Annotated in this window: 11 protein-coding genes; all 11 read left to right on the top strand. The window is 46.5% G+C overall.

Annotated features, from left to right (window positions below):
• Positions 1–365: 365 nt before the first annotated feature.
• The 11 genes from proV (at position 366) to OU793_RS13620 (ending at position 12549) form a co-directional block, all read left to right on the top strand.
• On the top strand, positions 366–1553 hold the full coding sequence (proV, locus tag OU793_RS13670) for a glycine betaine/L-proline ABC transporter ATP-binding protein ProV (protein ID WP_140103272.1): 1188 nt from the start codon (positions 366–368) through the stop codon (positions 1551–1553).
• A 3-nt stretch (positions 1554–1556) separates the two neighbouring features.
• Positions 1557–2642 carry a glycine betaine/L-proline ABC transporter permease ProW gene (proW, locus tag OU793_RS13665; protein ID WP_021823169.1) on the top strand — a complete coding sequence of 362 codons (1086 nt, stop codon included), beginning with the start codon at positions 1557–1559 and terminating at the stop codon, positions 2640–2642.
• Complete coding sequence (gene proX / locus OU793_RS13660) at positions 2635–3642, top strand: glycine betaine/L-proline ABC transporter substrate-binding protein ProX (protein WP_025622429.1); 1008 nt, start codon at positions 2635–2637, stop codon at positions 3640–3642. The genes proW and proX overlap by 8 nt, the downstream gene beginning before the upstream one ends.
• Before the next feature lie 278 nt (positions 3643–3920).
• A complete protein-coding gene (locus OU793_RS13655; protein WP_015296838.1) occupies positions 3921–4532 on the top strand; it encodes a thermostable hemolysin in 612 nt (203 codons plus the stop codon).
• 80 nt (positions 4533–4612) lie between these two features.
• Positions 4613–6172, top strand: a complete 1560-nt coding sequence (locus OU793_RS13650) for an AMP-binding protein (protein WP_140103273.1) — start codon at positions 4613–4615, stop codon at positions 6170–6172.
• Positions 6173–6197: 25 nt separating this feature from the next.
• The gene (locus OU793_RS13645) at positions 6198–6881 is read left to right on the top strand and encodes a TenA family transcriptional regulator (protein ID WP_005464637.1); all 684 of its coding nucleotides are present in this window, start codon (positions 6198–6200) and stop codon (positions 6879–6881) included.
• An 8-nt stretch (positions 6882–6889) separates the two neighbouring features.
• Positions 6890–7684: an SDR family oxidoreductase gene (locus tag OU793_RS13640; RefSeq protein ID WP_029822641.1), complete on the top strand. Its 795-nt coding sequence runs from the start codon at positions 6890–6892 to the stop codon at positions 7682–7684.
• Between the two features lie 14 nt (positions 7685–7698).
• Positions 7699–8334, top strand: coding sequence for a hypothetical protein (locus OU793_RS13635; protein WP_005464317.1), 636 nt, complete (start codon positions 7699–7701; stop codon positions 8332–8334).
• 3 nt (positions 8335–8337) lie between these two features.
• On the top strand, positions 8338–8994 hold the full coding sequence (locus tag OU793_RS13630) for a response regulator (RefSeq protein WP_021454096.1): 657 nt from the start codon (positions 8338–8340) through the stop codon (positions 8992–8994).
• Entirely contained in the window at positions 8984–10396 is a 1413-nt protein-coding gene (locus OU793_RS13625; protein ID WP_193237440.1) for an ATP-binding protein, read from the top strand. The genes OU793_RS13630 and OU793_RS13625 overlap by 11 nt, the downstream gene beginning before the upstream one ends.
• A 203-nt stretch (positions 10397–10599) precedes the next feature.
• Entirely contained in the window at positions 10600–12549 is a 1950-nt protein-coding gene (locus tag OU793_RS13620) for an LTA synthase family protein (protein ID WP_159404097.1), read from the top strand.
• Positions 12550–12630 lie beyond the last annotated feature (81 nt).

Raw genomic sequence — 12630 nt, 5'->3', positions numbered from 1 at the left:
AAGACTTCTGCTTACCTCATCATGTTATGTTTGCTTCTTCCAAACACAGATTTGAACTCTAATCATTTCACTATTCTTTCCGCCTCTAAATACTGAGCAATAAATATGCAACCCTACTGTACCGACATGTATTAAAAACTTAAAAATAAATTCAACGTCGTGTTTATCGCCTAAAAACACAAACGAACATATTCATAACTAGATGTTTTAAAAAGATTTATCAATAAAACAACGAAAGTTCATTACTACGAAGAATATGATCACAGAACACCAATAAGCCAAGTCAATCATTTGAAAACTTTTATCAATTTAATTAGAGTACAAAACGTTAACTCGTGATAAACACATAACAAAGGACAATTAACATGGATCCCATACTGGAAGTTAAGGGACTTTATAAAGTGTTTGGAGAAGCTCCGGAGCGAGCATTCTCACTCATCGAAAAAGGCGTTGATAAAGACGATGTTTTTGAACAAACTGGCTTAACCGTTGGCGTCAACGATGTATCTCTGACCATCAATGAAGGCGAGATTTTTGTCATTATGGGTCTATCTGGCTCAGGAAAATCCACTCTCGTTCGACTTCTCAATCGACTCATTGAACCCACCAAAGGCAGTGTTTACCTCAAAGGGAAAGACATTGCTCACATCTCCGAAGAAGAACTGCGCGAAGTTCGTCGGAACAACATTTCAATGGTTTTTCAAAATTTTGCGCTCATGCCCCACATGTCGGTGATAGAAAATGCCGCTTTCGGCCTGGAACTCGCAGGCGTCGATGTGACTATTCGCCACGAAAGTGCATTATCAGCGTTGCAGAGAGTTGGATTAGACACCTACGCTGAATCGTTTCCTGATGAACTATCAGGTGGTATGAAGCAGCGTGTTGGTCTTGCCCGCGCCCTAGCTTGCGACCCCGATATTTTGCTGATGGATGAAGCGTTCTCGGCGCTCGATCCTTTGATTCGTTCTGAAATGCAGGATGAATTGATTCGTCTGCAAAATGACGATAAACGCACCATCGTGTTCATTTCGCACGACTTGGACGAAGCCATGCGCATCGGTGACCGAATTGCCATCATGCAAAACGGCGAAGTTGTGCAAGTCGGCACACCAGATGAAATTCTTCATAACCCCGCCAATGATTATGTCGAGGCGTTTTTCCGCGGCGTTAATGTCGCCAGCGTGCTAACCGTCAAAGATATTGCGCGCAAGAAGCCCGCTGCGGTATTCAAGAAATCCGAACACGACGGCCCAGGCTCTGCCATGCAAATCTTGATGGATCACGACCGTGATTACGGCATCGTCGTAGATAAATCTAGCCGATATTCCGGCATCGTTTCTCTCGACTCCTTACGCTTAGCCCACAAGGAAAATCGCTCCTTGGCCAGCGCACAATTAGAAGATGACGTGACCCTTCAGCCCGACCAGTCTGTGAATGACATTCTCGGCATCGTGGCGAGCGTTCCTTATGCTGTGCCAGTAGTCGATGAGCAAGGAACCTATTTTGGTGTCGTGACGAAGTCGCGTCTTCTGCAAACACTCGATAAGGATTAAACGATGTCTACAGAGCAAACAAATAACGATCCTTGGTCGCAAACCGCACCAACACAAGAAGACCCGTGGTCACAAGGTAGCGAGGCCGCAACTAACAACGATTGGTTGAACAGCGAAGCCGTGCAAGAGACACCTTTCGATATCATGAACCCATTTCAAGATGCCGTTCTCCCACTCGATAATTGGGTAGAATCTGGGTTGAATTGGCTCGTTGAACATGGTCGCCCTGTTTTTCAAGCCATACGAGTTCCGATCGATTTTATCTTGTCCTCATTCGAAACCGCGTTAGTCTCTACGCCGTCACCGATTATGGTGCTGATCCTATTTTTACTCGCGTGGCAGTTTTCTAACTTCAAACTTGGTTTATCAACGCTAGTATCGCTAGTGTTCATTGGCTTGATCGGCGCTTGGTCTCAAGCCATGACCACGCTCGCCTTGGTGCTCACTTCGGTGTTTTTCTGCTTGTTGATTGGCTTACCCATGGGGATCTGGCTAGCCAGAAGCCAAACCGCCGCCAAATTTGTAAGACCAATATTGGATGCGATGCAGACCACCCCGGCGTTCGTCTACCTTGTTCCGATCGTGATGCTGTTTGGTATTGGTAACGTACCGGGCGTTGTCGTGACGATCATTTTCGCCCTTCCGCCAGTGGTTCGATTGACCATTCTTGGGATTCAACAAGTACCGGAAGAGCTTATCGAAGCAGGTCACTCTTTTGGTGCAAACAAAAAGCAAATGCTGTATCGCATTCAATTGCCACTTGCGCTGCCAACGATCATGGCGGGCGTCAACCAAACCTTAATGCTTTCTCTATCGATGGTGGTTATCGCCTCGATGATCGCCGTGGGCGGTTTGGGTCAGATGGTGTTACGAGGCATCGGACGACTGGACATGGGTCTGGCCGCTGTCGGCGGTTTAGGCATTGTGATCCTCGCTATTTTGTTGGATCGCATTACGCAAGAGCTTGGCGTCAACGCCGGCAATACCAAACTTCGCTGGTACCATACCGGCCCTATCTCTTATCTGCTCAAATTTAAAACCAACAAGAACCAAAACGACCTAAAACTTAGGAGAAATACGAATGAATAATTCATGGAAGAAAGCGCTGTCTGTCGGCGCGCTAAGCACAATCACATTTTCGACTTACGGCTTTGCCGGAGAGTTACCGGGTGAAGGCGTCACGGTTCAACCTGTACAGTCCACTGTCGCTGAAGAGACGTTCCAAACGTTGATCGTAAATCGTGCTCTGGAAGCTTTGGGTTACGATGTCCAACCAACCAAAGAAGTGGATTACAACGTCGGTTACACCTCGATAGCGAAAGGTGACGCAACATTCTTAGCGGTTGGCTGGTTTCCGCTCCATGCAGACAAATACACCATGTCAGGTGGTGATGATAAGTTTTTCCGAGAAGGCCAATACGTCAGTGGCGCAGCGCAAGGCTACCTCATCGATAAGAAAACCGCCGAGAAATACGGCATTACGAACATTGGTCAGTTAAAAGATCCAAAATTGGCGAAACTATTCGACGCAAATGGCGATGGCAAAGCCGATCTTACCGGCTGTAACCCAGGTTGGGGTTGTGAAATGGTGGTTGAGCATCAGTTGGACGCGTTCAAGCTTCGTGACACCGTCACTCACAACCAGGGTAACTACGCCGCAATCATTGCTGATACAATCTCCCGCTACAAAAAAGGTGACCCAATTCTTTACTACACATGGACGCCGTATTGGGTAAGTGGCGTACTTGTTCCGGGTAAAGACGTCGTGTGGCTAGAGGTGCCGTTCTCGTCTCTTCCTGGTGAACGTAAAGACATCGACACCACACTGAAAAACGGCAAAAACTACGGTTTTGAAATGAACTCTATGCGCATCGTCGCGAACAAAGAGTTCACAGAGAAGAACCCATCGGCAGCGAAACTGTTCGAAATCATCAAACTGAATATCAATGATGTCAGCGCTCAAAACATGATGATGAGCCAAGGTAAAAATAGCGCGGCAGACATCGAAGCGCACGTAAATGGCTGGATTAAAGCCAACCAAACAACCTTTGATGGTTGGATTGAAGAAGCGAAGAAAGCGGCAATGTAACGCCCAAAAACCTTAAGAAACCGCTAAAGCTTTAGCGTATCTTTAGTTCCTCAGTGAGAAAATGAAAGGCCAGTCGATTATTTAGACTGGCTTTTTTATTTAGATTACTCAAGGAAACATCGTATTAATATCAACCACATACCAGCACAAAACCCCCAAAAGGCACTGCCATTTAAGCCTTCCTGTCGTTAAATAATTTATCAAAATTTCATTCCTTAAGAATTTCTTAAGTTTCGCGTTTTATTTTGTTGATAACTACTCAAACAAAGGAAGCGCTCATGAAACACCATGCACAAACTTCTGCAGATGGCTTTACTTTAGACATCGTTTATCCAATGCATCCGCTTTGGAGCCAAGTTATCGAGCATGTTTCTCAGCGTTATCAAGAAGCATTCTTTGCCGAGCTAAAACAATTTATGCCGGCGTATTTAACCCTCATTGAAGGCGGCCAAATTATTTCCGTATGCGGCTTTCGCATCGCCGAAGATGAGCCCTTGTTCCTTGAACAGTATTTAGAAGACGACGCCCAAAAGCTGGTTTCTAACGTATTTAACTGCGACGTAAAACGTTCGAACTTAGTGGAATTCGGTCACTTGGCATCTTTCGCTAAGGGCATGTCATCTCTTCACTTCTACCTCATCGCAGAAATGCTGGTCAACCTCGGTTTTGAATGGTGCATCTTCACCGCGACAGATCCACTCCACGCCATGATGGCGCGCCTAGGATTGGAGCCTCATATCATCGCGCAGGCCGATCAAAACAAAGTCCCCGATGCCGAGTCCACTTGGGGGTCATACTACGAACATCAACCGCGTGTGTTAGCTGGCAATTTGCAAAAAGGACTAGAGCGTCTTCGATTAGTCCAAGAAAGAAAACGCAAACAAGCCTAGATAGAAAAGTAAACGTCGTTAAAACCGCAAACACAACCAGAACAACTTGGTTAAACACAACGCCAGAATATAGGTGATGTATGAATATTCTCCTCGATGCCATTACAAAATGGGCAAAAACGACACCAAATCGAGTAGCACTTGTTGGCTACGAAGCGAATCAAACGGTTGAACTGACTTACTCTGAATTGTTAAACAAGATCGAACTCGTTGCCGCAGAGCTTATTGCACAGAACATCAAAGCACTCGCGCTACGCGCAGAAAACAGCATTGATTGGGCCATTGTTGATTTGGCGGCGATGGCGGCAGACATAGTCGTCGTGCCTATTCCGACTTTTTTCTCTGATGCACAAGTTGAACATACGTTAGAGCAATCAGGCGTCGATGCTTTAGTTGGCGATTGGCAAGCATGGTTGGGTTCTAATCCTAAGCAAAGCTTTAAGCAACAAGACAATCCGTTTTCCATTGCAAATTTGCCTTTGCTGCGTCGTAACCAGTTGGGAGATGAAGATACACAGGCAGCTTATCTACCAGAAACCGGAAAAATCACATTTACGTCGGGCTCGACTGGTCAGCCTAAAGGCGTTTGTTTAAGCAATGATCATTTGTGTTTGGTGGCAAAATCGCTCGCCGACGCAGTAAATAGCACGGCACACTCACACTTAGTGCTGCTTCCGTTATCGACACTTCTCGAGAACATAACTGGCGTTTATGTTCCACTCATGTTGGGCGTGACGTCATATATTTTACCCGGAGAGCAAACTGGCTTACTCGGTTCAAGCCAATTCGAACCGCGTCTGTTTGCACAAGCATTAGCGACCATCAAACCAGAAAGCTTAGTGCTAACACCGGCTTTATTGCTTGCGCTCATTCAGATCGCGAAACAGCAGCCCTCTCTTGTGGGTTCTCTAAAATTTGTCGCCGTTGGCGGCGCAAGAGTGTCGTCGCAACTGATTAATACCGCGCATGCGCTGAACATCCCTGCGTTTGAAGGTTATGGCTTGTCTGAATGTGGATCCGTCGTTTGTTTGAATACACCAGCCACATTTAAAGCAGGAACGTGTGGCAAACCACTTCCCCACGCTCTGATTCGTATCGCAGAAGATGGTGAACTGCTCGTCAAAGGCAACGTTGCTCTTGGCTATTTGAATGAGCCGTTTACTCAAAAATGGTTAGCGACTGGCGACTTAGCCCAAATTGACGCGCAAGGTTTTGTCACTCTCTCAGGACGCAAGAAGAACCTTATCGTCACCGCATACGGCAGAAATGTCTCACCGGAGTGGATTGAATCAGAAGCGTTGGCGTTTTTGCCGATGACGCCACTGATCGTTACAGGTGATAGCCAACAAACATTATGTGCTGTCATTGCCAATAGCGAAGACGTCGAAGCAAAGGTTCATGCATTAAACCGAACCCTACCCGATTACGCTCAAATCCGAACCTTATTGCTGCTGGACAACCCACGAGCCATCTCTGGTTGGTACACGGATAACGGCAAGCTCAAACGAAATCAAATCGAACATGATGTGGCTCAGTTATTAGCGAGCACAACGTCTGAATTAACGCTGCAAGCGCAAAAGATCCAACGCATCGATTTGCCCTTTCAGCAACACATTACGTCTTTCCAAACTGCATCTTAGTTAACGGCTTCTTAAGGAGAAGGTTATGACTTTATTTTTCGAACAACTCAAAAAAAGCACTGCCGCTGCTCAACAAGCAATGTTAACTGCGCCAGTCATCGCAGACGTTCAACAAGGCAACATTTCCAAAGATATGTATATCGCCTTTCTAACCCAAGCTTACCATCACGTTAAGCACACCGTTCCCTTGCTGATGGCGTGTGGGGGCCGACTATCTGGCGAATACGAATGGGTACGAGACGCCATTGCCGAATACATCGAGGAAGAGAAAGGCCATCAAGAATGGATTTTAAATGACATCAAAGCGTGTGGCGGTGATGCCGAAGCAGTGCGCAACAACAAAGATGTAGGTCAAGTCGGTGCGCCGATTGAATTAATGGTTTCCTATCTTTACCACAACATTGACCGCCACAACCCACTCGCGCTGTTTGGCATGGTGTGGGTATTAGAAGGCACCAGCGTCGGCATTGGTGGCCAAATGGCAGAAAAAATCCAGTCAACGTTAAGCCTACCGCCTTCAGCAATGACTTACCTAATTTCACACAGCGTGTTAGACCAAGATCATCTGCAATTTTTTGAATCACTGATGAACAAAATCACCAAAGTGGAAGATCAACAAGTCATCATCGACTCTGCAAAAATGGTGTTTGCACTGTACGGACAAATGCTGCGCTCTTTGCCTTCCTTCTCAACCCAACAAGCGGCGTGAGGTGAAGCATGATCATTAACAACAGCACCATTCTCCTGACAGGCGCAACGGGCGGAATTGGGCAAGCCATCGCGCGAGAGTTAGCAAAACGCGGAGCCAGCCTCATTCTTGTTGGGCGAAACGAAGAGAGCTTGCAAACACTACAGCGTGAACTGTCAAATCCAGAACGTCATGACGTAGTCGTTGCAGACATCACCTCATCAGAAGGATTAACAGCGATTAAAGATCGAGCGCGCCAACATCAAAAAGTGGACGCACTGATTAACAATGCGGGCAGCAACGATTTCTCGTTGTTAAGCCACAAACGACCAACGCAGATCGCAGACGAAATCCAACTCAATCTCGTCGCGCCGATGCTGCTGTGCCAATCGGCGTTAACGTGGTTAAAACAGCCTGGGGTGATTCTCAATATTGGTTCAACATTCGGCTCAATTGGCTACCCTGGCTATACCTCCTATTGCGCGGCAAAAGCGGGGTTGCACCGTTTTACCGAATCGATCGACAGAGAGCTGTTCGCAACCGGAATTCGTGCGCTGTATTTGGCCCCAAGAGCGACAGAAACCTCACTCAATAGCGATGCCGTCAATGAAATGAATCGACAACTGGGTAACAAAACGGACTCGCCGCAAGTTGTAGCCGATCACGTTGTTACCATGTTGGAAAAAGAAATTTCCGCGAAGTGGATTGGTTGGCCAGAAAAACTTTTTGCGCGCATCAATCAACTGCTTCCAAGCGTGGTTTCTTCTGCGATTCGTAAGCAACAAGAAACCATTCACCAATACGTAAACCGAGTCAGTCATTGAAGAGGACATGGACGATGAATACCAAACAACTACTTTGCGCTTTGACGGTTTGTTCAACGTTAGCTTCGACCGCTGCGTTAGCGGGTAATGCTCCACTGCAACAAGTTCAAAAGAAATGGGCGGAATGTCAGTACAGCACGCCCGATGGTGACGAAAAGGAACAATGCTTCCATCGTGCGATTGCCAAAACCAGTATTTATCTCGACAGAGAACCCGGCAATCCCGAACTCACTGTTTGGCTGGCAATCAATAAAGCATCGCTGGCTGGTGCTCAAGGTGGCTTAGGTGCCCTATCACTCGCCAAAGAAGCCAAATCTTTACTCGAAGGAGTAATTGCAACGTCACCGCAAACGCTTGATGGCTCTGCATACACCAGTTTAGGTTCTTTGTATTACAAAGTTCCGGGGTGGCCAATTGGCTTTGGTGATGACGATAAAGCCGAAGAAATGTTGAAAAAAGCGTTAGAGATCAATCCAAAAGGCATCGATCCGAACTATTTTTATGGAGACTTCCTTGCAGAAGAAGGTCGAGACAAAGAAGCGAAAGTGTATTTGACTCGCGCAATGCAAGCATCACCTCGCCCTGACCGACCTTTGGCGGATAAAGGTCGAAAACTGGAAATTGAAGCGACTCTTGGGAGATTGAAATAATCTATGCGCTTATTACTCGTAGAAGATGACAAACTACTCGGTCAATCCATGGTGACTTCATTAAGTCGCCATGGGTACACCGTGGATTGGGTAGAAAAAGGGTCTGGCGTGACTAGCGCACTCAAAACAGAAGCGTTCACTGCCGTGATTTTGGATCTCACTCTCCCCGATATCGATGGATTGGAAGTTCTGCGTAATATTCGCAAAGGCGGATTTAAGCTCCCAGTGATGATACTTACTGCACGAGACGACATTCGCGATCGCGTTCAAGGCCTTGATGGCGGCGCAGATGATTACCTCGGAAAACCGTTTGCACTCGAAGAGTTGCTCGCTCGCTTGCGTGTGTTGATTCGCCGTCAATCCGGTAGTGCAGAAGAAGTCATTCAAGTTGGGCAGTTATCTTTATCCTTATCGGAACAAAGCATTCGCTACGATGACGCTCCGCTTAAACTCACACGCAATGAATTTAAAATCCTCACCAGCTTGATGACGAACGCCGGACGCGTGCAAAGTAAGGAGCAATTGCAACAATCACTACACGGCTGGGATGAAGGTTCAAGCGACAACGCGATAGAAGTTCACATTCATAACCTACGAAAAAAAGCCCCCAACGTCGCCATCAAAAACATTCGTGGTGTGGGGTACATTCTTGAAAAATAAAAAACCTTACTCCATTAAACGCCAACTGACGCTCTCGGTTGGCTTGTTAGTCAGTGCGCTTTTGCTTATTTCTTTGTACTTCAGCTTTCAATCAGCAAAACACGAAGTCGAAGAAGTTTATGACGCTAGGCTTGGGCAATCCGCTAAGCTGATGCTGCTGACGCTGTCCATTTCAACCGAAACGGACACTCTCGCCAACCACAGAGAGCTATTCGACCAGTGGATGAAGAACATCGATTCTTTGGCAAAAAGCGACGAAGACAAAGCCACCAAATTTGGTCACCCCTACGAGCAGAATCTCGTTTTTCAATTCTACCGTGACAACAAGTTAATCTGGAGTTCCACTCCGAATCTGCGTTCTCTTTCTTCTTCTTTTTATAACAACGGCTACGCCGACATTACCAAAGACGGCGTACAGTGGCGCACTTTCCAACTCTCATTACCACAGACCGAGCATGAGAACGAATACGTAGTCGTTGCTGAAAAGCAGAAGATACGTAAAGAGATCATCCATGAAATCGCTCTGTCGACGTCCATCGAACAGTTACTACTATTGCCGACTTTGCTGCTGTTGCTATTCTGGCTGATAGACAGGTATTTCAGACCGATTAACGATCTACGCACGGCTATCACGCAACGAAACGTGCACCGCTTAGACCGCATTCATGTAACCGACAACACAACCGAGCTTGCTCCGTTGGTGGAAGCACTCAATTCATTGCTTTCTGAACTTGAACAAGCGTGGCAGAGAGAGAAGCGCTTTACGCGAGCCGCCGCTCACGAGCTCAAAACGCCGCTGACAATCCTGCGCCTAAACGTAGAAAACGCTCTTGAAAGTAATGATCCAGAGCAGCTACGCGGAGACTTACACAACATCCTTCAAGGCATTGAAAGAACCGACCGTCTCATCCACCAACTGCTTACACTTGCTAAAGTAGACAGTTTATCTGAACGCGTCTTTGACAACGTCGAACTAACGCCATTGCTGCAAACCGTCGTCGCCGATTTAGCGCCACTTGCTTTAAGACAAGATCAAGACATCAGCCTCTCACCAGCGGAAGTCGCCCTTTCTGGCGACAAAATGTTGTTAGAAGTGTTGTTCCGTAACCTTGTAGACAACGCCATTCGCTATTCAGGCGCACACAGCGAAATCCAAGTTAATGTGCAAGAAAATAGAAATGCCATCAAAATCTTGGTTTCCGACACTGGCCCCGAAATTCCACAAGAAACGCGAGAAAGGATCTTTGAACAATTCTACCGAGGTCACTCAGAAAAAGGCGATGGTGCGGGGTTGGGAATGTCTATTTGCAAAGATATCGCCACGCTACACAGCGCAACAATAGAGCTGATTCCGAGAGAAAATGGCAAGAACACGTTTGTCGTCGCATTCCCAAAGTACTAGCGAAAAAAGACGACTAAAAAGGCGATATGGAGCACACTTCTATCGCCTTGTTTCGCCCCAGACATGAGACGCCTCCCACTCTTACATAGACATACGAATACTTACAATTCAGTCCATAGATTTTCATTATAATTCACGTTTATTTCACGCTCGCTTTGCTAGAAACGACACAACATCACGACTAAGTCCATCACAAAATAAATATGAAAAGTTCGTCTAAGAGACCCATGTTTGGGCCATTGCAGCCTCTCGCTGTTTTTTCTTTGTTTTCACTTGCATTTTTGTCCATATCACGCATTTTACTCGCCTTTTGGCAGTTTGATCGTATTGAATCCTTCAACGACTTCCTTTACATCCTAGGCCAAGGCGTGCGTGTTGATATCGCAACGTTATGCTGGTTGTTCATCCTCCCTGCTCTGCTTTCTTCTTTCATGCCACTAAAAGGCAAGGTCGGAGAATGCTGGAAATGGGTATTGCGCCTTTGGATGGTCGCAGGGCTATGGATTCTTGTGTACATGGAGCTGGCAACGGCGCCATTCATTCAAGAATATGACCTGCGTCCGAACCGCCTGTTTGTTGAATACCTCATCTACCCGAAAGAAGTGATGAGCATGCTTTGGACTGGCTACAAACTAGAACTGTTTATTGGTGCAATCGGCACTGCTTTGACGCTAGTTTTAGGCTGGAAATGGAGCAAAAAACTGACCGATAGCGCGCAACAAATCAATTGGAAATGGCGCCCTCTTTTGGCGGTTTTCGTTGTGCTTCTTTGTGTTGCAGGCGCTCGTTCGTCTTTGGGTCACCGTCCACTCAACCCTGCTATGGTGGCGTTTTCGAACGATCCACTGCTTAACGACTTAGCACTGAATTCGTCTTACTCATTGCTATTTGCTGTCAACAATATGAAGTCAGAAAAGAGCGCAGAGCAGTTCTACGGCAAGATGGACAATCAAAAAATGTTGGATCTCGTTCGCGCTTCATCAACGAAGGTCGACTTTGATCCTACATTGCTACCAACCATGAACAGCAACCCAGCGACGTACCAAGGCAAGCGTAAAAACTTGGTTATCTTGTTACAAGAGAGCTTGGGCGCACAGTTTGTGGGCTCTTTGGGTGGTCTGCCTCTTACACCAAACCTTGATGAACTAATGCAAGAAGGCTGGCAGTTCACACAAATGTACGCAACGGGCACTCGTTCAGTTCGTGGTATCGAAGCGGTAACAACAGGCTTCCCGCCATCGCCTTCTCGCGCGGTTGTTAAACTGAGTAAGAGCCAAACGGGTTTCTTTACTATTGCTGATTTGCTGAAAGAGCAAGGCTACCACACACAGTTCATTTACGGCGGTGAAGCAAACTTCGATAACATGAAGACCTTCTTCTTCGGCAATGGCTTCGACCAAATTGTTGAGGAGAAAAACTATACGAACCCAGGTTTTGTTGGCTCTTGGGGAGTGAGTGACGAAGATCTTTACAATAAAGCAGATGAAGAGTTTGAGCGCCTTTCAAAAGGCGACAAACCTTTCTTCAGCCTTGTGTTCACATCAAGCAACCACAGTCCTTATGAGTACCCAGAAGGTAAAATCGAACAATACGATCCTGAGCACATGACGCGTAACAACGCGGTGAAATACTCAGATTACGCTTTGGGAACGTTCTTCGACAAAGCGAAAAAATCATCATACTGGGATGACACGATTTTCATCGTAATTGCGGACCACGATGCTCGTGTATTTGGTGCAAACCTTGTTCCTGTTAAGCACTTCCACATCCCTGCTTTGATCATTGGTAAAGACATTCAACCACGTAAAGATGACCGCATCGCCAACAACATTGATATGCCGCCAACGCTGCTGTCTCTTATTGGTGTGGACGCAAAAACACCGATGATTGGCCGTGACTTAACTAAGCCACTGGCTCGCGAAGATGAACGCGCAATGATGCAGTACGACAAAAACTTCGGTTACTTAACCCGAGATAACTTGGTTGTACTTTCTCCTGGCGAAAAAGTGTCGACCATGGAATACAACTTTGAAAGCCAAACGATGAAACCGCTAGAGGTCGATGAATCCGTTATTGACCGAGCAAAAGCAAACGCGCTGTTTGCATCTAAAGCGTATCAAAACAACTGGTACTCTTCGAAACGTACCAACTAATATCCGCTGATTCAGTTAGGAAAAAAGGAGCCAAATGGCTCCTTTTCTTTGTTTTAGAGCGACTAGATTTTAACGTGAAAA

Origin of the sequence: Vibrio sp. VP6 (assembly GCF_028823755.1) — a bacterium.
GTDB lineage: Bacteria > Pseudomonadota > Gammaproteobacteria > Enterobacterales > Vibrionaceae > Vibrio > Vibrio parahaemolyticus.
This window is presented reverse-complemented; position numbering and strand designations above follow the sequence as displayed.